The sequence below is a fragment of the Devosia sp. genome (assembly GCF_017307495.1).
Classification (GTDB): Bacteria; Pseudomonadota; Alphaproteobacteria; order Rhizobiales; family Devosiaceae; genus Devosia_A.
In genome coordinates this window covers 1-22937 of the sequence record NZ_JAFKHE010000023.1, presented here as the reverse complement: position 1 = coordinate 22937, position 22937 = coordinate 1, and the positions used below count along the sequence as shown (strand labels likewise).

At 65.9% G+C, this 22937-nt stretch carries 22 protein-coding genes and 1 pseudogene; 12 read left to right on the top strand and 11 right to left on the bottom strand.

Going from position 1 to position 22937, the window contains the following annotated elements; genetic code table 11:
* Positions 1-3: 3 nt before the first annotated feature.
* Genes cysW through J0I99_RS14680 form a run of 3 tightly spaced genes read right to left on the bottom strand, consistent with a single transcriptional unit; the run spans position 4 to position 2885 of the window.
* A complete protein-coding gene (cysW, locus tag J0I99_RS14690; RefSeq protein WP_291389846.1) occupies positions 4-897 on the bottom strand; it encodes a sulfate ABC transporter permease subunit CysW in 894 nt (297 codons plus the stop codon).
* Positions 890-1831 carry a sulfate ABC transporter permease subunit CysT gene (locus J0I99_RS14685; protein WP_291398490.1) on the bottom strand — a complete coding sequence of 314 codons (942 nt, stop codon included), beginning with the start codon at positions 1829-1831 and terminating at the stop codon, positions 890-892. Before J0I99_RS14685 ends, cysW begins: the two co-directional genes overlap by 8 nt.
* Positions 1832-1850: 19 nt before the next feature.
* Positions 1851-2885, bottom strand: a complete 1035-nt coding sequence (locus J0I99_RS14680; RefSeq protein WP_291398421.1) for a sulfate ABC transporter substrate-binding protein — start codon at positions 2883-2885, stop codon at positions 1851-1853.
* A gap of 507 nt (positions 2886-3392) precedes the next feature.
* On the opposite strand from J0I99_RS14680, the gene J0I99_RS14675 reads away from it, so the two are divergent.
* The 5 genes from J0I99_RS14675 to J0I99_RS14655 all read left to right on the top strand — a co-directional run bounded on the left by J0I99_RS14675 (position 3393) and on the right by J0I99_RS14655 (position 9487).
* Positions 3393-4643, top strand: coding sequence for a sugar ABC transporter substrate-binding protein (locus tag J0I99_RS14675; RefSeq protein ID WP_291398420.1), 1251 nt, complete (start codon positions 3393-3395; stop codon positions 4641-4643).
* Positions 4644-4718: 75 nt separating this feature from the next.
* Complete coding sequence (locus J0I99_RS14670) at positions 4719-5594, top strand: carbohydrate ABC transporter permease (protein ID WP_291398419.1); 876 nt, start codon at positions 4719-4721, stop codon at positions 5592-5594.
* Complete coding sequence (locus J0I99_RS14665) at positions 5591-6487, top strand: carbohydrate ABC transporter permease (RefSeq protein WP_291398418.1); 897 nt, start codon at positions 5591-5593, stop codon at positions 6485-6487. Before J0I99_RS14670 ends, J0I99_RS14665 begins: the two co-directional genes overlap by 4 nt.
* Before the next feature lie 5 nt (positions 6488-6492).
* Positions 6493-7530, top strand: coding sequence for a LacI family DNA-binding transcriptional regulator (locus tag J0I99_RS14660; RefSeq protein ID WP_291398417.1), 1038 nt, complete (start codon positions 6493-6495; stop codon positions 7528-7530).
* Positions 7531-7582: 52 nt separating this feature from the next.
* On the top strand, positions 7583-9487 hold the full coding sequence (locus J0I99_RS14655; protein WP_291398416.1) for a beta-L-arabinofuranosidase domain-containing protein: 1905 nt from the start codon (positions 7583-7585) through the stop codon (positions 9485-9487).
* Between the two features lie 194 nt (positions 9488-9681).
* Here the strand turns inward: J0I99_RS14655 and J0I99_RS14650 are convergent, their stop codons facing one another.
* Both J0I99_RS14650 and J0I99_RS14645 read right to left on the bottom strand, forming a co-directional pair.
* Positions 9682-10404, bottom strand: coding sequence for a hypothetical protein (locus J0I99_RS14650; RefSeq protein ID WP_291389853.1), 723 nt, complete (start codon positions 10402-10404; stop codon positions 9682-9684).
* Positions 10405-10628: 224 nt separating this feature from the next.
* A complete protein-coding gene (locus J0I99_RS14645) occupies positions 10629-12962 on the bottom strand; it encodes an EAL domain-containing protein (RefSeq protein WP_291398415.1) in 2334 nt (777 codons plus the stop codon).
* Positions 12963-13205: 243 nt separating this feature from the next.
* Between J0I99_RS14645 and J0I99_RS14640 the strand changes: the two genes are divergently transcribed.
* From J0I99_RS14640 to J0I99_RS14625, 4 genes and pseudogenes are all read left to right on the top strand, one after another.
* Positions 13206-13496, top strand: coding sequence for a 4a-hydroxytetrahydrobiopterin dehydratase (locus J0I99_RS14640; RefSeq protein WP_291389855.1), 291 nt, complete (start codon positions 13206-13208; stop codon positions 13494-13496).
* A gap of 107 nt (positions 13497-13603) precedes the next feature.
* Positions 13604-14605, top strand: a complete 1002-nt coding sequence (locus J0I99_RS14635) for a zinc-dependent alcohol dehydrogenase family protein (protein WP_291398489.1) — start codon at positions 13604-13606, stop codon at positions 14603-14605.
* A gap of 154 nt (positions 14606-14759) precedes the next feature.
* Positions 14760-16535, top strand: a pseudogene (locus tag J0I99_RS14630) (cation:proton antiporter); the annotation flags it as partial.
* Between the two features lie 493 nt (positions 16536-17028).
* The gene (locus J0I99_RS14625; RefSeq protein WP_291398414.1) at positions 17029-17457 is read left to right on the top strand and encodes an Rrf2 family transcriptional regulator; all 429 of its coding nucleotides are present in this window, start codon (positions 17029-17031) and stop codon (positions 17455-17457) included.
* 3 nt (positions 17458-17460) lie between these two features.
* Here the strand turns inward: J0I99_RS14625 and J0I99_RS14620 are convergent, their stop codons facing one another.
* The gene (locus tag J0I99_RS14620; RefSeq protein ID WP_291398413.1) at positions 17461-18387 is read right to left on the bottom strand and encodes an aminoglycoside phosphotransferase family protein; all 927 of its coding nucleotides are present in this window, start codon (positions 18385-18387) and stop codon (positions 17461-17463) included.
* Between the two features lie 115 nt (positions 18388-18502).
* Positions 18503-18667 (bottom strand): hypothetical protein, encoded by a 165-nt coding sequence (locus tag J0I99_RS14615; protein WP_291389858.1) that lies wholly within the window; start codon positions 18665-18667, stop codon positions 18503-18505.
* 257 nt (positions 18668-18924) lie between these two features.
* Here J0I99_RS14615 and J0I99_RS14610 point away from each other — a divergent pair, with 257 nt between their 5' ends.
* The gene (locus J0I99_RS14610) at positions 18925-19095 is read left to right on the top strand and encodes a hypothetical protein (RefSeq protein ID WP_291389859.1); all 171 of its coding nucleotides are present in this window, start codon (positions 18925-18927) and stop codon (positions 19093-19095) included.
* Here the strand turns inward: J0I99_RS14610 and J0I99_RS14605 are convergent.
* On the bottom strand, positions 19092-19784 hold the full coding sequence (locus J0I99_RS14605; RefSeq protein ID WP_291398412.1) for a hypothetical protein: 693 nt from the start codon (positions 19782-19784) through the stop codon (positions 19092-19094). The two genes, J0I99_RS14610 and J0I99_RS14605, sit on opposite strands and share 4 nt — an antisense overlap.
* A gap of 109 nt (positions 19785-19893) precedes the next feature.
* On the opposite strand from J0I99_RS14605, the gene J0I99_RS14600 reads away from it, so the two are divergent.
* Positions 19894-20643, top strand: coding sequence for a GntR family transcriptional regulator (locus J0I99_RS14600; protein WP_291398411.1), 750 nt, complete (start codon positions 19894-19896; stop codon positions 20641-20643).
* Between the two features lie 22 nt (positions 20644-20665).
* Here the strand turns inward: J0I99_RS14600 and J0I99_RS14595 are convergent, their stop codons facing one another.
* On the bottom strand, positions 20666-20836 hold the full coding sequence (locus J0I99_RS14595; RefSeq protein WP_291389862.1) for a hypothetical protein: 171 nt from the start codon (positions 20834-20836) through the stop codon (positions 20666-20668).
* 118 nt (positions 20837-20954) lie between these two features.
* Positions 20955-21374, bottom strand: coding sequence for a DUF1236 domain-containing protein (locus tag J0I99_RS14590; RefSeq protein ID WP_291398410.1), 420 nt, complete (start codon positions 21372-21374; stop codon positions 20955-20957).
* Between the two features lie 382 nt (positions 21375-21756).
* Here J0I99_RS14590 and J0I99_RS14585 point away from each other — a divergent pair, with 382 nt between their 5' ends.
* Positions 21757-22134: a hypothetical protein gene (locus J0I99_RS14585; RefSeq protein WP_291398409.1), complete on the top strand. Its 378-nt coding sequence runs from the start codon at positions 21757-21759 to the stop codon at positions 22132-22134.
* On the opposite strand, the gene J0I99_RS14580 is transcribed toward J0I99_RS14585, so the two are convergent.
* A complete protein-coding gene (locus J0I99_RS14580; RefSeq protein ID WP_291398408.1) occupies positions 22131-22559 on the bottom strand; it encodes a DUF6641 family protein in 429 nt (142 codons plus the stop codon). The two genes, J0I99_RS14585 and J0I99_RS14580, sit on opposite strands and share 4 nt — an antisense overlap.
* Positions 22560-22937: the final 378 nt, after the last annotated feature.

The following is a 22937-nucleotide window of genomic DNA, read 5'->3' as shown; positions in this document are numbered from 1 at the left end:
CTCCTAGTGTCGGCGGGTGCCGGCGAGCTCCTCGCCGTAGTGGAACTCGAGGACCGTCTTGAACACGAGCGTCACCAGCGCCAGCAGCGCCAGCAGCGAGGCCACGGCGAAGGCGGCGGCGAAGTTGTACTCGTTGTAGAGGATTTCGATGTCGAGCGGCATCGTCGTGGTCTTGCCCCGGATGTGGCCGGAGACCACCGACACGGCGCCGAACTCGCCCATGGCGCGGGCGTTGCACAGCAGCACGCCGTAGAGCAGGCCCCACTTGATGTTGGGCAGCGTCACCCGCCAGAACACCTGCCAGCCGGTGGCCCCGAGCGACAGCGCCGCCTCCTCGTCGGTATTGCCCTGGTCCTGCATCAACGGGATCAGTTCGCGCGCGATGAACGGGAAGGTGACGAAGATCGTCGCCAGCACGATGCCGGGCACGGCGAAGATGATCTCGACGCCCCACGACCTGAGGATCGGGCCGAGCACGCTCTGCGCCCCGAACAGCAGCACGTAGACCATACCGGAGACCACCGGTGAAACCGAGAACGGCAGGTCGATGAGGGTGGTGAGGAAGCTCTTGCCCCAGAACTCGTACTTGGCGACGCACCAGGCCGCCGCGACGCCGAAGACGAGGTTGAGCGGCACGGCGATGGCCGCGACGGTGAGCGTCAGCGCGATCGCGGTCTGCGTGTTGCGGTCCGAGAACGAGGCGAAATAGGTCTCCGCGCCCTTGCGGAAGGCCTCGAAGAACACCAGCACCAGCGGCAGCACCAGCACCAGCGCCATGAACACCACGGCGGTGGCGATCAGCGTGCGCCGCACCCACGGTCGCTCGGTGGTCGGCCGCGTATGCTCCTCGGGCGGGATGACGCGGCGGCTGTCGTAGACGACTTCGGGCTCAAACATTGCCGAACCTCCGCCGCGCCCAGGCCTGGATCAGGTTGATGACGAGCAGCATGACGAAGGCGATGACCAGCATGATGCCGGCGATCACGGCGGCCCCGGCTTGGTCGAACTCCTCGAGCTTGATCACGATCAGCACCGGGGCGATCTCCGAGATATTGGGCAGGTTGCCGGCAATGAAGATCACCGAGCCGTACTCGCCCACGGCGCGCGCGAAGGCGAGGGCGAAGCCGGTGAGCACGGCCGGGGTGAGCCGCGGCAGGATCACCCGCGTGATGGTCTGCCAGCGATTGGCGCCGAGCGTCGCCGCCGCCTCCTCGAGCTCGGTCTCGAACTCCTCGAGCACCGGCTGCACGGTGCGCACGACGAACGGCAGGCCGATGAAGATCAGCGCGATGACGATGCCCGTCGGCGTATAGGCGATCTTGAAGTTGAGCGAGAACTCGTGCAGCCCGAACGGCAGCCAGGTCTGCGCGTGCCACCATTGCCACAGCGCGCCCTTGTCGGAGAACAGCGAACCGATCCAGCCCTTGGGCGCATAGAGCGTCGAGAGCGCAATGCCGGCCACCGCCGTCGGCAGGGCAAAAGGCAGGTCGACGATGGCATCCAGGATGCGCCGGCCGGGGAACTTGTAGCGCACCAGCACCCAGGCGACGACGATGCCGAACACCACGTTGACCAGCGCCGCGATCAGCGACGAGCCGAAACTGACCTCGAGCGCCTTGATCGTGCGGGGAGAGGTCGCGATCCTGACGATCTGCTCCAGCGGCGTCGTCGCCGCCTTGAGGAACAGTCCGGCGATCGGGATCAGGACGATGAGGCTGAGGTAGAGGATGGTGTAGCCGAAGGTCAGCCCGAAGCCCGGGATGACGCTCGGCTTGACAAAGCTCCACCCCGCTCGCGCGGGGTGGGATGAACCTCCGGGGGCACCGGTCAGGGGTGCCGCCGCCCGAGCGTTACTGCGCAGGGGTGTAGACCTGGTCAAAGATGCCCCCGTCCCCGAAGTGCTTGGGCTGCGCCGTCTTCCAGCCGCCGAAAAGCGGATCATCAATAGAGATCAGATCGATCATTGGGAAGGCGTCGACCAGCGCCTGGTCGGTGACCTTGGAGGGGTCGGACGGGCGATAGTGGTTCCGCGCCGCGATGGTCTGGCCCTCGGGCGAATAGAGGTATTCGAGATAGGCCTTGGCGAGGTCTGCGGTGCCGTGCGCCTCGACATTCTTGTCGACGATGGCGACCGGCGGCTCGGCAAGGATCGATGTCGGCGGATAGACAATGTCGAAATTGTCGGCGCCGAACTCGTCGAGCACGAGGTAGGCCTCGTTCTCCCAGGCGAGCAGCACGTCACCCAGTTCCTTCTGCGCGAAGGTCACGGTCGAGCCCCGCGCGCCGGTGTCGAGCACCGGAACATGGGCGTAGAGCTGCTTGATGAACTCGATATCCTTGGCTTCGTCGCCACCGGAGGCCTTGTTGGCATAGGCCCAGGCCGCCAGGTAGTTCCAGCGCGCCCCGCCCGAGGTCTTGGGATTGGGCGTGATCACCTCGACGCCGTCCTTGACCAGGTCGCCCCAGTCGGCGATCGCCTTGGGGTTGCCCTTGCGGACGAGGAACACGATGGTCGAGGTGTAGGGCGTCGAGTTGTTGGGGAACTCGGAGCGCCAGTTCTCGTCGATCAGCCCCGACTTGCTGGCGATGGCGTTGATGTCGCCCTCGAGCGCTAACGTGACGACATCGGCCCCAAGCCCGTCGATCACGGCCTGGGCCTGCTTGCCCGAGCCGCCGTGGCTCTGCTCGATGGTGACCGTGTTGCCGGTGGTGTCCTTCCAGTGCCTGGCGAACGCCTCGTTGAACTGGACGTAGAGCTCGCGGGTCGGGTCGTACGAGACGTTGAGCAGCGTCTGGTCGGCGGCGCGCACGGTGACCGCGGTGGACAGGGCAAGGGCGGCGACGAGGCCGCCGAGGGCGAGAATTCTGGCTGTTGTCTTCATCATGTCCTCCTGGTGAAGAGTAACTACCCTAACTCTACCGTGTCAGTCGGCATTCTCAAGAAAGGCCCGAAGCGACGTAGCGCAAGAAAGCGGAAAAGCTTTCTCCAGCGAGGCTAGCAGCAGCCTCTGCGTTGCGCAAACCTCAAGTCGCGCTCTGTGAATGAGCATGGCTTTGCGCGCACCTGCCATATGAGCGGGCCGCCCCAGCCGCGCCGCGCCGCGCGCCGGCTACCCAAGGTGCCCGCCACAGCGCCGTATCGGCGGCCCAAGCCACCCGGACCACGCCCTCCCCGCCCCCTCCAGGGGGTTTCGAGAAAAGCATTTCCCAACCTCTTGCGCGGCACCGGGAAACATGCGACCAACATCGTGCGAAAACCTTTTCCCACACCATCGACCGACCAGCGAAGCGTCGGCGACGGTTATCCAGGAAAAGCTTTTCTCTGCTACCCCTGGGAGGAGCCCGCATTGAGGCGGGTCCGGAGGGTGGCACGGCACAGAGGGAGGAAATCCATGAGAATGCCAAGTCTTTGGCAGGCGGCGCTGGCCGTCGCCATGTCGGCCGTCGCCGTCGTTCCGGGCACGGCCTTTGCGGAAACGCTGAGCATCTGGGCGCGCGCCTCGAGCTCGAACGCCGCCCAGCACATGATCGACCTGTGGAATTCGAGCCACGACGACAAGATCGAGCTGACCACCATTCCCGACAACCAGATGGTGACCAAGCTCGCGACCAGCGTGCAGGCCGGCGACGTGCCCGACCTGATCTCGTTCGACCTGATCTTCATGCCCGACTTCATGAAGGCGGGCTTCCTGACCGATCTCACCGCGACGCTCAGCGCCGACCCAAACCAGGCCAAGGTGGCCAAGGCCTTCCGCGATCTCGCCACCTATGACGGCAAGCTCTACGGGACCGGCTTCACCCCCGACGTGTCGATCCTGCTCTACAACAAGGGCCTGTTCAAGCAGGCCGGCCTCGATCCGGACAAGCCGCCCAAGACCATCGGCGAGTTGCAGCAATACGCCACCCAGATCAAGGAGAAGGTGCCGGGCGCCTACGGTTACTACTTCTCCGGCTCGTGCGGCGGCTGCAACATCTTCACCCAGGCTCCGATGATGTGGGGTTCGGGAGCAACGCTGCTGCCCACCTCCGGCGACGCTCCGGCCATGGAAGGCCCGGGCGTCAAGGAAGTCCTGACCATGCTCAAGGACATGTGGAAAGCCGGCGTCATCCCTGAGAGCGCCGAAGCCGATACCGGCGCAAACTTCCAGGCGACGTTCGAGACCGGCACCATCGGCATGCAGGGCTCGGGCGGCTTCGCCATCGCTTCGCTCAAGGCCAACCACCCGGAGATCGACTTTGGCATTGCGCCGCTGCCAGGGATCAACGAGGGCCAGGCCTCGAGCTTCGTCGGCGGCGACGTGATCGCCATCCCGACCGGCGCCAAGCACGCCGACCTCGCCACCCAGTTCATCCAGTGGCAGCTCACCGACGAAGCCCAGCTCGAGGGTCTTGCCAAGAACCTGATCCTGCCCTCGCGCTCGGACCTGGCCGACAACAAGTACTTCCAGGAGGAGCCGCGCTACATCACCACCGCGCAGGCGGTCGGCATCGGGCAGACGCCCTACGCCTTCCACTTCAACGACATGGTCAACGCCGACCAATCGCCGTGGCTCACCATGATCCAGACGGCGGTGTTCGACGGTGACGTCGACGGCGCCATCCAGGCTGCGCGTGACGCGATGCACGCCATCGCGGCAGAGTAAGCCCTCCCGGGCCCCTGGCTCGCGGCGCATCGCCGTCGCGGGCCAGTCTCATGAATCTACCAAGGGAGTGGAAGCGTGGTTCGGGCGCTTCGGAAGAGTGAAGGCTTCCTCTATGTGCTGCCGGCACTGGCCTTCGTCGGCTTCTTCGTGCTGTGGCCGCTGGCGCAGCTCATCTACCTGTCGCTGACCGACACGTCCCTGCTCGGTGGCGGCAAGTTCATCGGCTTCGAGAACTACATCAAGGCCTTCGAGGACAAGTCCTTCTGGCGGGCCCTGTGGTTCACGCTGAAGTACACGGTCTTCATCACCCCCATCCTGATGGGCCTCGGCTTCGCGCTTGCCCTGCTGACGGCGCCGAACCGGCCGCTGCAGCAGATCACCCGCGGCATCGTCTTTTTGCCCGTGGTCATCGGCATCGGCTCATCGAGCCTGCTGTGGTTCTGGCTGTTCGACCAGCAGGTCGGCCTGTTCAACAAGTTCCTTGTCGATATCGGGCTGCTCGCCGAACCGGCGGTCTGGTTCACCAAGGCCGACATGGCGCTGGTCGCCGTGACCATTTCCATCACCTGGAAGGTCATCGGCTTCGGCATGCTGCTGTTCGTCGCCGGTATCCAGTCGATCAACGGCGAGATCGGCGAAGCCGCGCTGATCGATGGCGGCAACTATTGGCAGCGCGTGTGGTACATCATCCTGCCGCTCAGCCTGCGCATCATCCTGCTCACGACGCTGATCTCGGTCATCGGCTCGATGCTCGCCTTCGACCAGTTCTACATCATGACCGGCGGCAACCCGCGCGGGCAGACCTTCACCTCGGTGTACTGGATCTACCAGAACAGCTTCATCAGCTTCAAACTGGGCTACGGCGCCGCGCTCTCCATCATCCTGACGCTGATCATCCTGGTGTTCTCGTCCATCCAGGTGTTCCTCTCCAACCGGAGCCCCTCGACATGACCGCCATTGCCGAAGGCACGGTGCGCCCCGTTGCTGCCGAACATGTCAGCCGTGCCGCTGGCGAAAGCCGGCCGATCCGCTACCTCGTCGGCGCCGTCTGCGTCGCCGTCTCGACCGTCATGCTGGCGCCGATCGTGCTCGGCTTCCTGGCCTCGATCAAGCCGGCCGCCGATGCACGCCAGTCGCCGCCCACCTACCTGCCGCACGCGTTGAGCCTCGAAAACTACTTCAAGGTGTTCGAATTCCAGGCGGGGCTGTGGACGTACCTGTCGAACTCGCTGCTGGTCGCGGCACTGACCATCGTGATTTGCCTCGCGCTTGCGGTCCCCGCCGGCTACGGGCTGGCGCGCTTCAAAATCCCGTTCAAGGAGGTGTGGTTCATCATCCTGCTGGCGCCGCTGATGATCCCCTACCAGGCGCTGCTCACGCCGCTCTACCTCACCTTCTCCAAGGCCGGCCTCGCCAACTCGCATCTTGGCCTCGCCATGGTGCACACCATCCTGCAGTTGCCCTTTTCGATCTACATGATGCGCAACGCTTTCGAGTCGATCCCGCGCGAGCTCGAGGAGGCCGCCAAGGTGGATGGCTCGAGTTCCTGGCAGACGCTGCGCTCGATCTTTTTGCCGCTGGCCGTGCCGGGGATCGTGACGGTCGGCCTGTTCGCCTTCATCGCCAGCTGGAACGAGTTCCTCTCGGCCCTGATCTTCATGAACAAGGAGACCAGCTTCACCGTGCCGATCATGCTGGTGAGCGTGCGTGCCGGCCGGCTTGGCTCGGTCGACTGGGGTGCGCTGCAGGCCGGCGTCATTATCGCCATCCTGCCCTGCGTGCTGATTTACCTGCTGCTGCAGAAATACTACGTCGCAGGCTTCCTCAACGGAGCCGTGAAGTAGCTGCCATGACCGACGAGCGCGCCACAGACCGAAACGGCCGGCACGGCCCCACGATCCGCGACGTGGCGCGGATCGCGGGCGTGTCGATCGGCACCGCGTCCAAGGCGCTCAACGCCAACGGACGACTGAAGCAGGAGACGCGCGACAAGGTGCGCGAGGTGGCGCGCGAGATCGGCTATCGCCCCAACGACATGGCGCAGAGCCTCCACCGCTCCCGTTCGATGACCGTCGGCATCATCTCGACCGACAGCTTCGGCCGTTTCACCCTGCCGATCTTCCAGGCGCTCGAGGAGCAGTTCGCCGACCGGGGCATCGCCATCTTCATGTGCAACGCCACCGACGATCCGGAGCGCGAGAGCCAGCATCTCGACCAGTTGCTCGGCAAGCGCATCGATGGGCTCGTCGTCACCGCCCGCCGCGCCGACAAGCGCCCGCCGGTCGGTCCGCTGCCACCCGGCCTGCCGGCGATCTACGTGTTCACCCAGGCCGACGACGACAGCGCCCTGTCGCTCATCCCCGACGACGAGGGGGGCGCCCGCATCGCCGTCAGGCACCTCGCCGAGATCGGTTGCCAGCGCATCGCCCACGTCACCGGCCCGCTCCGCTTCGAGGCGGTGCAGTTGCGCCATCGCGGCTACCTGAGCGCCATTGCCGAGGCCGGCCTCGTCGCCAACCCGTCACACTATCTGGCCGGCGCCTGGTCCGAGGCCTGGGGCCGCGACGCGGTGGCGCGACTGTTCGATGGGCAGAACGAGCCCCCCGATGGGTTGTTCTGCGGCAACGACCAGATCGCGCGCGGCGTCGTCGAGGCGCTGCGCGAGCGCGATATCGACGTACCGGGACGGGTGGCGGTGGTCGGCTTCGACAACTGGAACGTCATGACCGACGCTGCGCGCCCCCCGTTGACCAGCGTCGACATGAACCTTTCCGCCCTCGGTCACGAGGCCGGCCGGCTGCTGATCGACATGATCGGCGGCAAAGAGATTCGCGGCATCCGCCGCCTGCCCTGCACCCTGGTCGTCCGCGAGTCGACCCGGCGCTAGTTCAAGAAAAGCCCCGCCGCTCGCTCGGTGGCAGGGGCCAAGAGGAGTTGCAATGAGCCAGTACCACCCCGTCCGCTTCGTCGATGTCCGCCTCGAGGGCGACTTCTGGAAGGAACGGCTCGACACCGTTCTTGCCCGCACCATTCCCAGCCAGCACAAAAAGCTCGGCGAATATGGGCTGCTCGACTCGCTGAAGCTGCCCAACCCGCCGCCGCCGCTGCGCTTCCCGCGCCATGCCAATGGCTTCACCGTGCAGGTGTTCTGGGATTCGGACGTCGGCAAGTGGATCGAGGCCGCGGCCTATGCGCTCAGCCACCGGCGCGACGCCGACATCGAGGCCAAGATCGAGGCGATCGTCGACGACTTCGAGAAGGCGCAGGCGCCGGACGGCTACCTCAACTGCTGGTATCTCGGCCGCGAGCCGGAAAAGCGCTGGAGTAACCTGCGCGACAACCACGAGCTCTACAATGCCGGGCACATGCTCGAGGGCGCCATCGCCTACTACGAGACCACCGGCCGCCGCCGCTGGCTCGATATCATGGAGCGCTATGTCGAGCACATCCGCCAGACCTTCGGCACCGGCCCGGGCCAGAAGCGCGGCTATTGCGGCCACGAGGAGATCGAACTGGCGCTGGTGAAGCTCTACCACCTCACCAAGGAGAGAAAGCACCTCGACCTCGCCGCCTACTTCATCAACGAGCGCGGCCAGCAGCCGCCGCACTACTTCGACGTCGAGCGCGAGGAGCGCGAAAAGAAGGGCTGGGAAACCCAGCGCTACGCCCAGTCGAACTACGAGTACTCCCAGAGCCACAAGCCGGTGCGCGAGCAGGACAAGGTCGTCGGCCACGCAGTTCGTGCCATGTATCTTTACACCGCCATGGCCGACCTCGCGGTCGAGCTCGGCGACCCGGCGCTGAAGCAGGCCTGCGAGACGCTGTGGAACGACGTGATGATCACCAAGATGTACATCACCGCCGGCCTCGGCCCGTCGGCGCACAATGAAGGCTTCACCTACGACTACGATCTGCCCAACCAGACCGCCTATGCCGAGACCTGCGCCTCGGTGGCGCTGATCTTCTGGGCCCAGCGCATGCTGCATTTCGATCTCGACGGCAAGTATGGCGACGTGCTCGAGACCGCCCTCTACAACGGCGCGCTGTCGGGGCTGAGCCGCGATGGCGAGCACTATTTCTACATGAACCCGCTCGAGAGCAACGGCACGCCGTCGCGCTGGGACTGGCACACCTGCCCGTGCTGCACGATGAACGTATCCCGCCTCGTCGCCTCGGTCGGCGGCTATTTCGTCTCGACGGCGCCGGACGGCATCGCCTTCCACCTCTATGGCGGCATCTCGTCGACGCTCGACGTCGGCGGCACCAAGGTGGCGGTCAGGGAAGTCTCGAACTACCCCTGGTCGGGCGATGTCTCGATCTCCATCGACCCCGAGGTCGAGAAGGCCTTCGACGTCAAGTTCCGCATTCCAGGCTGGTGCCATGGCGCGACGGCCCGGGTAAACGGCGAGGCGATCGCGCTCAACCCTGTCAACGGCTACGTCACAGTCCACCGCACCTGGAAGAAGGGCGACACGCTCACCCTCGACCTGCCCATGCCGGCGGTGCGCGTCTTTGCCCACCCCGCCGTGGTGATGGATGCCGGGCGCGTGGCGCTGAAGCGTGGCCCGCTGGTCTACTGCCTCGAGGAAGCCGACAACCAGGGCGGTACCGTGCAACGCCTGAAGCTGCCGCGCGACAGCGAACTCGAGGTGACGAAGGCGTCCCTGTTCGACGGCATCGTGCAGCTGAAGGCCAAGGGCAAGGCGATCGACGAGGGCGAGTGGAACTCGCTCTATCGCACCGCACCGCCGAAGGAGGGCCCGGCGACGCTCACCGCCCTGCCCTACTACCTGTGGGCCAATCGCGGCCAGGGCTCGATGGTGGTGTGGATCCCCGAGGCCTGAGGCTAGCTATTTGGAGAGTCCGAGCCACCCGGACTCTCCTCCCCACCGGCTGTCATCCCCACCGGCTGTCATCCCTGCGAAGGCAGGGATCCATCTCGCCGCCAGCGCCGGCTGAGGCTTGGATCCCTGCCTGCGCAGGGATGACTTCGAGTTGGTGGGGGGACTTAGGGCATGCCCAAGTAGTGGCGCGGACCTTACTCCGCCGCGACGGGTCCGAACTGCTGCTCCAGCAGGGCACGCTCGTAGGCGAGCCTGGAGCTGGCGCGCTGCGGCGCCTCGAAATGCTCGTCGACGGCGCGGGCGAAGAGTTTCTCGCGCTCTTCCTCGGTCGACATGAAGAACGGGTAGCGCCTGAGCGTCGCCGGCAGCTTGGTGTTCACATAGGCGCCGAACAGCGTCACCGGGAAGGCCAGCCCCGGATAGACCCGCACGTCCGACATCTCCTCCGAGCCGAAGACGCGGCGGTAGAAGGCGGTGTGCTCGGGCCGCACCAGTGCCAGGCAGGCGTCGGCCTTGAAGAAGATCGAGGCCATCACCGCAATCCTGAGCGTCAGGAACGGCAGTGCCGGATAGGCAAGCGAGGCCTCGTAGTCGGCGGTGAATCGCGACGGATCGATGAAGGTCTCGCCCCGGTCGAGCAGCGGCTGCAGCACGTCAGGGCAGCTCTTCATGCTCGGACCGAAAGGATAACGTGCGCTGACATGGTGGAGCCGGATAGAACTCACCAGTTCGCCGTCGATATGAACGCCAAAGCTCATGCCGTTGGGAGTGGTGTCGAGGTCGTCGACAACGACGCCGGCATCGTTGAACGGGACCGATTCTTCGCGTCGGTAAGCTTCGTAGCGCAGGCGATAGATTGGATTGTCCGTGACGTCCATGCGCACACGTGAATACTCCACGCGGTCCAGTATATCCATCAGTGTGCCGGCGAAGCGAGAAACGGGGGCAGCTGACGTGGCTGCCGAAGCTTCAACGTCCGAACGCATAGGGAACTCCGCAACTTTGATGCGAAGTTTAACCTTTCGTTAGCCTTAATAAAATCGCGAAATGCCGCAGGCTTGGGGTCCGCGCCACGCATGGGCAGGTGAACGGGCCGGAGTCGTGCGCGTTTTGCCGCGATTCTAGAATGGTTTAGACGAAGTTAACCACGTTTGCGGTTTGCCGAGGTAACGGTGAGCATGCGCTCGATCGTCGGTCGCGACGCCATGCGCGCGATGAGCTCGGCCACCTCGCGGCGCGGCAGCGGCACGCCGAACAGGTAGCCCTGGATCTGGTCCACCTTGGAGTGCTCGGCGATCAGGTTGAGCTGTTCCTCGGTCTCGACGCCTTCGGCGGTCACCGTCAGGTTGATGTCCTTGCCCAGCTGCGCCACGTTGCTGAGCAGCTTCAGGGAGCGCGGGTTGGTCGCGATGTCCATCACGAACGAGCGGTCGATCTTGAGCTTGCTGAACGGCAGCGCCTGCAGGTAGCTCAGCGACGAATAGCCGGTGCCGAAATCATCGAGCGCGATGCCGATGCCCTGCTTGGCCAGCTTGGCGAGGATCGTGGTGGCGGCGGCCTTCTCCTCGATCACCGCGGTCTCGGTGACTTCGATCTCGAGCCGGTGCGGCGCGAGCCCCGAACTGTCCAGCGCGTCCTTGACCATGCCGGCGACGTCGGCATTGCGGAAGTCGCGCGCCGAGATGTTGACCGACACCGACACTTCTTCGGGCCAGTTGCGGCACTCGGTCGCCGCGGTCGCGAGCACCCAGCGGCTGATGTCGGAGATGAGCCCGGTTTCCTCGGCGATCGGAATGAACAGCGAGGGCGGGATCGAACCGAGTTCGGGATGATGCCAGCGCGCCAGCGCCTCGCAGCTGACGACGCGGCGCGACTGGAGGTCGACGATGGGCTGGAACACCAGCGACAGCCCGCCATCGGCGACCGTCTGCTTGAGCTCGGCCTTGAGCCGCTGGCGATAGCGGTAGTCGGTGTCCATCTCGTCGTGGAACACCTGGCTGCGCCCCTTGCCCAGGGCCTTGGCCTTGTAGAGGGCAAGGTCCGCCTTGGTCATCAGCCCGTCGAGATCGTCGGTGCCCTCGGTGATGGTGACGAGCCCGATCGACACATTGACCGAGAACACTTCGCCCTCGACCTCGAACGGACCGCGGAACCCGCCGAGGATGGCCTCGGGATCGCTCACCGTATCGGCGAGCTGCACGCCGCCCGAGCGATAGACCACGTACTCGTCGCCGCCCAGCCGGGCCACGAGGCTGTCCTTGCCGAGCACCCGGGTCAGCCGCTCGGAGGTCTCGACCAGCACCCGATCGCCGATCAGGTGGCCCATGGTGTCGTTGACATGCTTGAAGTCGTCGATGTCGACGATCATCAGCATGGCCATGTCTCCGGCATGCTTGCCGTGCTTGCCTCGGCGCCGGCGCTCGAGGTCGGCCTCGACCTGCTCGGTGAAGTAGGCGCGGTTGGGCAGCCCGGTCAGGGTGTCGTAGTGCGCCATGTAGTTGATGCGCTCTTCGGCCTTGACGCGCTCGGTGATGTCCTCGAACAGCAGTACGGTCTTGTCGAGCCGCGACGAAACGGTGACTTCGCAGAACTCTCCGTTCGAGAGCTTCAGCACCACCTTGCCGCCATCGCCGCCAACCACGGTATCCATCAGCTGGCTCGCCGAACGCTGCGGGATCGTGCCCCGCTGCGCCGCCGCCGCAACCATGGCCGCGAACGGGCGCCCGGACCAGTCGCCGGGCACGAAGTTCGAGAAAACCACTTCGGCCCGATCATTGGCGACCGTGATCAACCCGTTCTCATCGAGCATGCAAAGCCCGTGCTGCATGGTCTCGAGCGCCGTGTCGAGCTCTGAAGCCAGCCGCGTCGCCTCGATCCGGCCGTGCACGGCGCGCAGCAGGATGGCGCGGATATTGGCCGTCACCTTGCGCAGCGACAGCAGGAAGGTGATCAGCACCACCGATAGCATCAGGGTGTGGAAGGAGCCGTCGAACAGCATGCCGATGGCCATGCCGATCGACATGATCGCCATCTGAATGGTCACCAGCCGGTCGATGGCGAAGTTGCGCCCGACCACGCCCACCAGCACGGCGGCGGTCACCGAGAGCGAACTCATTTCGGCGAACGGGGTGTTCACGACGAGGAAGCTGTAGGCCATCCAGAACGCGTAAAGGATGGCGATGGCGGCCGCGCCGACGGTCGAGCGCAGCTCCCAGCGCACGGCCGTGGCCACGTCGTCATCGGCGATCGGCGTGCGATCGAAGGCGCGCATGTCGACGTCGCGCGCCATGCCCACCAGCGCAAAGCCGATCGCCACGCCGATGAGGACCCACGAATTGGCTTCGAAGCCTGCGACACCCGCAACCAGGGCCGACGACAGCGCGCCCAGCATCATCACGCGCCGGTCCGCATAGAGCGACCGGATCATCGAAACGTAGTCGACGGGCGGCAGTGACTTATAGGCTGGCTCGAACATGGACCTCACCAAGGTAGCCGCGATCTTGCCGCCGAGGCGTTAATGCCTGCTTTCAGGCGGGCGACCGGCTGGCCGTTGCGGCCGCCGGTAGCTTGCTTTGCCGGCGCATTCCGCCGGGATGGTTTATGCATCCTTGGCCCGCAGCCCGGCATTGCTGACATCGCGCTACCGGCGGTACGGACGCCACCAATCGGGCGCTTTGTCCCGCGACACTCCCGACTCATTGCAGCGAGGTCATCCACAATGCCCGAAAAGCTCGATCCTGCCCAACGCGAAGCGGCGCTTTCGCGGCTCAACGGGTGGATCTACGATCCCGTCGCCGACGCGATCAGCCATGACTTCAGCTTCAGGACGTTTTCCGAGGCCTTCGGGTTCATGACCCGGGTTGCGCTGGCAGCCGAGAAGATGGACCACCACCCGCACTGGTCCAACACCTACAACACGGTGCGCATCACGCTCACCACCCACTCCGCCTCCGGCCTGACCGACAGGGACATGGCGCTGGCCGGGAAGATCGACCGCCTGATCGCTTGAGGCCACGATACGCGCGAACGGCCAGGCCCCTGCCTGATCCCCGGCGCGTATCGGTCTTTGCGGATCGACCCGACGGGTTCATGATACCGGAAACGGAGGACTGGACCATGCAGGCGGCACGTCTCCATGCACCGGGACGAATGCTGGTCGAGGACGTGCCGCGGCCCGTCCCCGGCCCGCACGACCTGCTCGTCAGGGTCGAGGCGTGCGGCATCTGCGGCTCAGACCGGCACATGTTCCGCGGCGAATACCCTACCGCGAGGCCGGTGACGCTCGGCCACGAATTCTCGGGTATCGTCGAGGAGGCCGGGGCGGCGGTGACAAGCGTCCGCGTCGGCATGCGGATCAGCGGGGATCCCAACATCGCCTGCGGCCGGTGCGCATTCTGCCGGGGCGGCCGGCCCAACCTGTGCGCCGAACTCAGCCCGATCGGCGTGATGCGCGACGGCGGCTTTGCCGAATACGTGCTGGTGCCCGAGGGCCAGGCGGCGGTGCTGCCCGGGGACCTGGATCCGCGCCACGGCGCCTTCTGCGAGCCGGTCTCGTGCTGCCTGCATGCCATCGACACCGCCCGCATCCCGCGCGGCGGTTCGGTGCTGATCCTGGGCGGCGGCGTGATCGGCCTACTGATGGCCGAGCTGGCCTTGCAGGCCGGGGCCGGAACCGTCGTGCTCGCCACCCGCCAGGCGCCACGACGCGCGCTTGCGCAGGCGCTGGGTGCGATTGCCGTCGACGCCACCGGGGGCGACGAAGCGGTCCTCGACCTGCTGCCCGGCGGTGCCGACGTGGTGCTCGAATGTGCCGGCGTCCCCGCGACTTTCCTGCAGTCGCTACGCCTCGCCAGGCGCGGCGGCACCGTCGTGTTCTTCGGCGTGGTTCCGCAAGACGAACGGGTGGAAGTATCGCCGTTCGAGTTGCTGACGCGCGAATTGCGGCTCGAGGCGGCCTGGCTCAATCCGCTCACCCACCCCCGCGCCGCCGCGCTCATCGCCGGGCGGGCCTTGTCGCTCGATCGCCTGATCACCCGCACGATCGAGCTGGGCGAGGTGCCCGATGTCGTCGGCGCGGCTCCTGCACTCGGCGAGATCAAGGTGGTGATGGTCCGCTGACGTGACGAAAGACTTGGCCAGGATTTGGCCATTCCCATGATTCTGCCGCACTTTTTGCGGCGGCCGTGGTTGCACGGGGCGGGTGTTTGCCCCATCTTCGAAAACGCACAATCGTTCACAAAGCTCTTGGGTCGAACTGCCGGAGGTCCCACCAATGCCGCACAGTACGCCCCTGATCTCGACGATCGTTGCGGGTCTTGTGCTGGCATTCATCCTCGGCGCCGTGGCCAACCGGCTGCGCATGCCGCCGCTGGTGGGCTACCTGATCGCCGGTGTGCTCGTCGGCCCCAATACGCCCGGCTTCGTCGGCGACACCGAACTGGCCACCGAGCTCAGCGAGATCGGCGTGATCCTGCTGATGTTCGGCGTGGGCCTGCATTTCTCGCTCAAGGACCTGCTGTCGGTGCGCGCCCTCGCCGTGCCTGGCGCGATCGTCCAGATCGCCGGCGCCACGATCATGGGCCTGGGGCTCGCCACGCTGCTCGGCTGGGGCATCGGCGCCGGTCTGCTCTTCGGCCTTGCGCTGTCGGTCGCCTCGACCGTGGTGCTGCTCAAGGCGCTCGAAGACCGGCACATGATCGACAGCGAGAAAGGGCGGATCGCGGTCGGCTGGCTCATCGTCGAGGACCTCGCCATGGTCCTCGCCCTCGTGCTGATCCCGGCCATAGCCTCGATCTCGGGCATTGCCGGCGCCGAGGTGCACGATCCGTTCGTCGATTTCGTCGAGCGCTTCACCGGCGACCTCGGCATCCCCGGCATCCTGGGCATCACCACCGTCAAACTGGCGGCCTTCGTCGGCTTCATGCTGGTAGTCGGTCGCCGGCTGATCCCGGCGCTGCTGCACTACACCGCCCACACCGGCAGCCGCGAGCTGTTCCGCCTGGCCGTGCTGGCCATTGCCCTGGGCGTTGCAGCCGGCGCGGCGTACCTGTTCGGCGTGTCGCTGGCGCTTGGCGCCTTCTTTGCCGGCATGATCCTGTCCGAAAGCGAACTGAGCCACCGCGCCGCACAGGAAAGCCTGCCACTGCGCGATGCCTTCGCGGTGCTGTTCTTCGTCGCCGTCGGGATGCTGTTCGACCCGATGATACTGATCAACAACCCCCTGCCGGTGCTCGCCACCGTGTTCATCATCGTCATCGGCAAGTCGATCCTCGCCTACGTCATCGTCACCGCCTTCAAGCGCCCGCTCGGCACCGCGCTGACCGTTTCGGCCAGCCTGGCCCAGATCGGCGAGTTCTCCTTCATTCTCGCCGGACTCGGCGTGGGGCTGGGCATCCTGCCCGAGGCCGGCCGGGACCTGATCCTTGCCGGCGCCATTGTCTCGATCATCCTCAACCCGGTGATCTTCATCGCCGTCGACCTGCTGCGGCCCTGGCTCGAGAACCGGCTCGGCCGGACCTCCGAGGCGATGGTTGCCGCGCCGGCGGGCGTGCGCGTCGAGCCCGACCTGACCGTTTCGGCGGCCACCCCCAGTGTCGAGGCCGTGGCGGAACCCGAGCCGACGGAGGTCCCGACCGCCAAGTCCGGCCATGTCGTGATCATCGGCTTCGGCCGCGTCGGCTCGGTGGTCGGGGAGGCCATGCTGGAGTCGAGGACGCCCTTCCTCGTGGTCGAGGACGCCGAGGGTCGCGCCGCGGCCGCACGGGCACTCGGCATCGAGGTGGTCGTCGGCAATGCCGCCGCTCCGCGCGTGCTCGGGCTCGCCAATGTCGCCGGCGCCGCATCGGTGGTCATCGCCATCCCCAATGCGTTCGAGGCCGGGCAGGCAACCGAGCAGACGCGCAAGCAGAATCCGAAAGTGCTGATCGTGGCCCGCGCCCATTCCGACGAGGAAGCGGGCCATCTCAAGGGCCTCGGCGCGGACGTGGTGATCCTCGGCGAACGCGAGATCGGCCTCGGCATGGCCGATGTCGTCAATCGCGACAGCAAGGCCGTGGCCGAGATCGCCGCCGCCGACGCGGTCGAGTCCGTGCTGGCGCCGCTGGCAAGCGCCCGGCTTCCGGCCGACCCCAACCTTCTCGCCGAGGCGATCGAGGCGGCCCAGGCCCGCGTCCAGCATGCCGATACCGGGCCGGCCGAGCCACCCGCCCTTGTCTCTTCCTATGGCGAGGAACCCGACGCGGACGGGGTCGAGGTGGAGGACCTCAGCGACTTGCAGGCGCTCGACGGCGAGCACGCCGCCGTCGACGCGTCGGACGAGCCCGACGGGGTCACTGCTCCCGCGCCGCCAAGCCCCGCGGCACCGGCGACGAAACCGGGCAGCCCCTTTAATGCCCAGGCTACCAGCTCCCCATACTTCAACCCCGAGGTCCCTCCCCCTCCGGCCGAAGTGGAGGAGACCTGAGTTGAAGACAAGGCTTTCTTCATCGTCGACTTTCTATATCCTAGCCGTGCGGTCGACATAGCGGCCCCGGATACTCGCGATGATTTCGCAGAAGGCAAAATACGCGCTGCGGGCGCTCGTTGCGCTCACCAAGGTGCCCCCCGGCGAGTCCCTGATGATCTCGGAGATTTCGCGCGCCCAGGCCATCCCCAAGAAGTTCCTCGAGCAGATCCTGCTCGAGCTCAAGCGCGCGGGCATCGTCATGAGCCGCCGCGGCCGGCTCGGCGGCTACGTGCTGCTGCGCTCGCCCGAGCAGGTTACCTTCGGCGAGGTCCTGCGCCTGATCGACGGGCCCATTGCGCCGCTGCCCTGCCTCAGCAAGATCGCCTACCGGCGCTGTGCCGACTGCGCCGAGGAGCTGACCTGCGAGATCCGGCACGTCTTCGCCCGCGTCACCATCGCCACCCGCGAGGTGCTGGACCGCACCACGCTGGCCGACGCCGTGGTCGCCAACGGGGTTCTGGCCTGACCTTCAGCCGTGAAACATCCCGATCGCCTTGAGCTCGACCACCCAGTCGGTGACGTTGGCGATGGCCCTGTTCTCGGGCAGCGAGCCCCCGGCCAGTTCGGCCAGCCGCAGCGCGGAGCTGTAGAGCATCACCTTGTCCCGATCGACCTCGACGCCGGCCAGCTCCTCGTAGCGCTCGATGATCCGCAACGTCAGGTCGGCCGACACCCAGTTGCTGCAGCTCAGGTCGCGATGGCGCGAACCGAAGCCGGAATCGGCGAAATCGAATACGCCGTTGAGCCGCCCCGTCTCATGGTCGAACGCCATGTTCCCGCCGTGCCCGTCGAAATAGCCGTAAACCAGTTCAGGCCCGGCGATCGACAGCTTGCGGTACGCCGCGACGGTCCGATCGAGATATCCCTTGTAGCCACGCGGCAGCTTCGCACGGGCCCCGGCAACGATGTCGTCGGGCGCCATCCACGGATCGACGCCGACGGCGCCGACCTGCTGCATCCGGCTCAGCGGCAGGGCGTGAAGCTCGGCATAGAGCTGCGCCATGCGCAGGGCCAGCGCATTGCGCCGACCCTCGTCCAGATCGAGATAATCCGCCGTTTCCAGCGCCGAGCCGGGAATCCTTGGATGCTGCGAGAACGGCACCGGCCCCTCGTGCATCACGATCTGCGGTACCGTCATGGTAATGCGCGGCCGGAGGAACTGCAGCAGCACCACCTCGCGCCGCAGCCGGGCCTCGGCCTCTGAAGAGCGGGCGAACTTGAAGATCCAACCGTCGCACTCCAGTGCGAGGGTATGCCGTGTTTGACTGATCAGGGTGAACGAGCCGCCGACAAACTGCGGCAGCGTACCGATGACCAGGGCGCGATAGCGCGCGACTTCGGCCGCCGGCACTCCCTCCATCGTCGCGTCCCCCGTCGCAACAGTCCACCGTCTCATCGGCAGACTGCGCCAAGTCATGGCAGGGTAGCGCTCCCAACCCGAAAAAGCCTGAAGCTTTGCCTGGGAGCGCTCCCCGGGGTGCGAATCTAGACCAGCAGGTGCGAAAGTCCAATCACGCCGGATGCAGCTCACGAACCGCGTGGCGATGCTGGCGGCGCGGGGCCGCCAACCGGCGCTCGGCGTGCGGGCGCGCGCTGCGGCGATGCGGCGGCAAGCTGACGCCGAGGGCGTCGGCTACGGTCTTTTCCAGCAGGCGGTCGAGTTCTGCCTTGCGCATGACTGGTCTCCTTGGTCGCGTGGGGCTCCGGCTCCACGTCTGTTGGAGAAGCAACGTCGCCACCGACATCCGGTTGCCGCCGGCGACGTTCAGATTCCGGTGATCGCAAGAAATGCACGTCGTCCGGCACCCGCGCCGCCGCTTTCTGCGTGCCGGCAGAGGGCCTGGCAATCGCTGGTTAACGGGCCTGTGGCAGGCTCTGCTCGACCGGGAGTGTCACCGGCGTCGCCAATTCACCCGCTTTGGCGGAGGGCAATATGCGGTCAGTCGGCCTGGCAGCGCTGCTGCTGAGCGTCCTGGTGTTTCTCTACCCGTGGTATCGGCACTGGGCGCCACTGCTCGATATCTCGAACAACGATACGCGCATCGTCGGCGGCCTGTTGCTGGCGGTCGGGGCCCTCACGCTCGCCGTCTATCGCAACCGCTAGGGCTTGCTGCCCTCGTCGCCGGGGACGACGAGCCGATCGCGGGCGAACGCCTCCGCGAACAGGGCTTCGACGCTCTTCGGCTCGGCCTTTGGCGGTTGCAGCGGAGCGGGCATGGCCACCGGTGCCGGCCTTGCGGTATCGGCCCTGGACCTGGCCGAGCCTTCCACCTGCCGCATCGCCGCGGCATCGGCGACCGGCCCCGGCTGCCGTTCCGATCCAGCCCCTGGCTCCGCCGCGCCTTGCGGCCGGGGCGGCACTTCGGTCCTCTCGATGGACACCACCTCGGTCGCCGGACCTGGCTCCACGCCCGGGGCCGTCGCCCCGCTCCCGATGGACGAGCCCATGGCTGCCAGCCCGGTCTCGTCCTCGGCCGGCTTGGCCGGGGTCTCGATGTCTTTTTTCCGCGCCAGCGGCACTACCTTGGCTCGCCCCTGCCCGCCGGTGCCCGACGCGGGATCCGACTTGCGGGCGACGTTCGGCTGGAACCTTGCGATTGCTGCTGCCGGCCTGCCCGGAGCGGGGATCGCCGCTGCGCGGGGCGACGGCACGGCCTTCTGCGCCCGGGCACGCTTGAGGCGGCGGCCGAGACGCAGACGCTCGAGGCCCGCGAAGGCACCCAGCAGCATCACGCTCGCCGCCACGCCGAGCCCTACTCCCGCCAACAGCCATACGATCGCGTCAAGGCTCATCGCCCCTGGCTCCATCTCTGTATCCGAACCGACATAGGCCCGACCCTTCCCGGGCGCAACGGACATGCTATGACGATGCGGCGCCAGCGTCAGCGCCAACGCAGAGATCATGTCCATGCAGCATGTCCGCTCCCGCCCCCTGCTCCCCGATGTGGTCCGCGCCGAACTCAGGCGCCTGATCATCGGGGGCGAGTTTCCCCCTGGGTCGCGCCTGCCCAACGAGGACGCCCTGTGCGCCCGCTTCTCGGTGAGCCGGATCACCCTGCGCGAAGCCGTGCGCGGCCTGATCGAGGACGGCTATGTCACCCGCCGCCAGGGCGCCGGGACGTTCGTCAACCAGGGCCCGGCGTTGCGCAATTCGCTCGACACCAATTTCAGCTACACCGACTACCTCGAGAGCATCGGCGTGCGCGCCACCAAGCAACTGCTCGAGGCCCGCACCGCCAGGGCGCCCGCCGACGTCGCGGCCGACCTGCGGCTCGACCCGGGCGCGGACATCGTCGTTATCCGGCGCGTGCGCAGTGCCGACGGCAGGCCGGCCGTCTATTCGATCGACAGCCTGCCGGCCGACCTTGCCGATGCCCAGGCCGATCTCGAGGCGTTCACCGGTTCGCTCTACCGCCTGCTGTCACAGCGCGGCCACGACGTGGACCATGCCCGCGCCGTGCTCTCCCCGGTTATCGCCGATGCGGAGCTGGCGGGGATCCTCGGCGTGGCGGAGGGCACTCCGCTCCAGCACCTCAAGCAGGTCGACCACGACACTGCCGGGCGCCCGGTGATGCATTCCCTCGAGTGGCATGTCCCCTCGGTGATCGAACTGCGGGTCTACCGGCGCGGCCCCGGCCGCGTCGCTCCATGACGAACGGGCAATGCCGGTCAGGTCACCGGCTCAGCCTGTCGCGCAACTCGTCGAGCTCGAGGATGCAGCGGTCGATCTCGGACTTGAGCGAGCGCTTTTCAACCGCCGTCAGGGCCGGCCGCGGCCGGACAACGATATCGCGGAGCGTTGCGATCTCGCGCTTCAACTTGGCTATCTCGCTCGTCGCCTGCATGTTCGCCTCCGCTCGCCCCGGTCTTCTGGCCCGATCCCGCGGCGCGGCGCAAGGGCGCGGGCAACAAAAAGCCCGCCCGGCGAGAGCCGGACGGGCGTGCTGGGAACAGTTCCAGGCGTTATTTGGCAGCCACCACGATGCCGGGCGAATAGACCACCGTCCGATCGGTCAGCTTCACGAACCAGACGCGGTCATTGGTGTAGAAGTAGCCATACTCCGGATCACCGTCGATGACGTGCAGTTCGACGGCATCCGGCACGACGTAGCCGACCTCGAGATTGCCCTCGATGACCACCGGCTCGGTGGGGTGGGTGCGCACGTAGTCGACCGAGGCCTCGCTAACCACCGATGCACCGATCACCGCGCCGGTGAAGCCGCCGATGATGGCGCCGATCGGCCCGAAGATCAGGCCACCGGCCACGGCGCCGCTGACGCCGCCGGCCGTTCCGCCGACCACTGCGCCACTGTCGCTCTGCGCCATCACCGGGGCGGCGCCGAGCATGAGGATTGCCGTCGAGGCAAGGAGAGGTTTCTTCATTCTTGTTGCTCCTGAGCGTGTTGTGCTCGGGAGGGGTAAGCCCCGAATGGCGGATCGGTTCCGCAACCGACGGTCTTTGATGGCCGGGTCAGCTGCCATCGCTGCGCGCAAGCCCTGGCCAGGCGCAACCCGGACAGGCTTTCCGCAATCGTTGCGCCGTCGCCCGTGATGGGCTGCGGACGATCCGCGAATTTCAGGGAAGGAAGGGGTGGTGCCGCATGCCGGATTCGAACCAGCGACCCCCTCATTACGAATAATTTGTTCAGACACTTATAGTATTGATATTAAACATCATTCCTATTCGTAGCATGGTTGTGTAGCATGCCACTTGGCAGATCGACAGCCCCGTTTCAGAATGTCCTCGTGGACTGGAGGGTCACTCGTGCATCGCTTCATAGATAAGGCTGGCCGTCTGGTCGAGATCGACATGCTTGGGGATGTCGCCCACGCCTACTCGAACGGGAAGTGCATCGGATTTGTGGAGACGACTGGCCAAATAGAACTGGAGCATGGCTGGGAGCCACCGAAGGTCACGGGATGGGAGCTACATCCGGCCTTTAGGAGGGCCGGCATCGCAACAGAAATGGTGCGACTTCTCTACGAAGAGCACGGCGAGCTCCAACCTGCCGACAAAAATCAGGGCATCGGCGACGTAAACGCTTTGAATGACGATGGCATGGCGATCACTCGCCATTGCCAAAAGCTCGGCTACATTGGGCCCTTTCCTGATGAAGTCGATGATCAGGACTGGGGCAACTAGCCCTTCTTCGGCGGCTTCTGACCGACCTTCTGCGTAGCAGCCATCTGCTCATCAAGCTCGCCTGCCTTAGCAGCAACAGTGACCAGGTCGATCACCTCAACGAGCTTGTCCTTCGTGCCCACTGCGATCGCATGCTTGCCAGCAGCCAGTGCAAGCGGCTTGCTTCCGTAACGGACGACGAGGAAGCAGTTGCCGTTAGCATCCTCGTTCCACCAGCGCTTCACCCGCTTCGGGCTGTTGACCAGCTGCTTCTCGCCGTTCTCAGCCTTCACCCACTTCTGGCGCGGAACCACGAAGTTCGGATCAAGGGCGAGCGAACGCTGCTGCTGAAGCTGAGTGACCAGCTTGTTGCGGCGCTGATGCTTCGGGTCACGTGCATCGACCTTCGGCAGTGCGATCAGGTTCAGCGAATTGAGGGTGTTCATCATGCTCTCCATCGGTGCTTCGATGGATCGAGCATGTAGTCATGTGACTGATATTCCTACCGGAAAAGGCATCATTGCCATTGCCGTCGCCGACGCAGGAAGCGGCAGGGTGCCCGTAGCCCGTCGCTGTAGCCCCAAAGCCCGTCGCCGCTATGCTGTTAGCAAGCGCAGCTACCTCCCTAGTGCACGGGCATCGTAGGGGCGTGCAGAGGCTGACAAGAGACGCTCTCTCTGTTGATTGCCACTGAGAACTGACCCAGCAGGCTGGGATTTTTCCATCGAGATTTGACCCATGTGTGACCCTTGCCCCTCGTGGTTTGAGCGGGGGCTGTGGAGTGATCGACATGGCATTGTTGAGCGTTATCCGACGCTGGCATT

Excerpts from the sequence above, each read along its gene's own strand:
- cysW (WP_291389846.1), bottom strand. The coding sequence starts at position 897 with ATGTTTGAGCCCGAAGTCGTCTACGACAGCCGCCGCGTCATCCCGCCC.
- J0I99_RS14680 (WP_291398421.1), bottom strand. The coding sequence starts at position 2,885 with ATGATGAAGACAACAGCCAGAATTCTCGCCCTCGGCGGCCTCGTCGCC.
- J0I99_RS14675 (WP_291398420.1), top strand. The coding sequence starts at position 3,393 with ATGAGAATGCCAAGTCTTTGGCAGGCGGCGCTGGCCGTCGCCATGTCG.
- J0I99_RS14665 (WP_291398418.1), top strand. The coding sequence starts at position 5,591 with ATGACCGCCATTGCCGAAGGCACGGTGCGCCCCGTTGCTGCCGAACAT.
- J0I99_RS14660 (WP_291398417.1), top strand. The coding sequence starts at position 6,493 with ATGACCGACGAGCGCGCCACAGACCGAAACGGCCGGCACGGCCCCACG.
- J0I99_RS14655 (WP_291398416.1), top strand. The coding sequence starts at position 7,583 with ATGAGCCAGTACCACCCCGTCCGCTTCGTCGATGTCCGCCTCGAGGGC.
- J0I99_RS14650 (WP_291389853.1), bottom strand. The coding sequence starts at position 10,404 with ATGGATATACTGGACCGCGTGGAGTATTCACGTGTGCGCATGGACGTC.
- J0I99_RS14645 (WP_291398415.1), bottom strand. The coding sequence starts at position 12,962 with ATGTTCGAGCCAGCCTATAAGTCACTGCCGCCCGTCGACTACGTTTCG.
- J0I99_RS14640 (WP_291389855.1), top strand. The coding sequence starts at position 13,206 with ATGCCCGAAAAGCTCGATCCTGCCCAACGCGAAGCGGCGCTTTCGCGG.
- J0I99_RS14635 (WP_291398489.1), top strand. The coding sequence starts at position 13,604 with ATGCAGGCGGCACGTCTCCATGCACCGGGACGAATGCTGGTCGAGGAC.
- J0I99_RS14625 (WP_291398414.1), top strand. The coding sequence starts at position 17,029 with ATGATTTCGCAGAAGGCAAAATACGCGCTGCGGGCGCTCGTTGCGCTC.
- J0I99_RS14620 (WP_291398413.1), bottom strand. The coding sequence starts at position 18,387 with ATGAGACGGTGGACTGTTGCGACGGGGGACGCGACGATGGAGGGAGTG.
- J0I99_RS14615 (WP_291389858.1), bottom strand. The coding sequence starts at position 18,667 with ATGCGCAAGGCAGAACTCGACCGCCTGCTGGAAAAGACCGTAGCCGAC.
- J0I99_RS14610 (WP_291389859.1), top strand. The coding sequence starts at position 18,925 with ATGCGGTCAGTCGGCCTGGCAGCGCTGCTGCTGAGCGTCCTGGTGTTT.
- J0I99_RS14605 (WP_291398412.1), bottom strand. The coding sequence starts at position 19,784 with ATGAGCCTTGACGCGATCGTATGGCTGTTGGCGGGAGTAGGGCTCGGC.
- J0I99_RS14600 (WP_291398411.1), top strand. The coding sequence starts at position 19,894 with ATGTCCATGCAGCATGTCCGCTCCCGCCCCCTGCTCCCCGATGTGGTC.
- J0I99_RS14595 (WP_291389862.1), bottom strand. The coding sequence starts at position 20,836 with ATGCAGGCGACGAGCGAGATAGCCAAGTTGAAGCGCGAGATCGCAACG.
- J0I99_RS14590 (WP_291398410.1), bottom strand. The coding sequence starts at position 21,374 with ATGAAGAAACCTCTCCTTGCCTCGACGGCAATCCTCATGCTCGGCGCC.
- J0I99_RS14580 (WP_291398408.1), bottom strand. The coding sequence starts at position 22,559 with ATGAACACCCTCAATTCGCTGAACCTGATCGCACTGCCGAAGGTCGAT.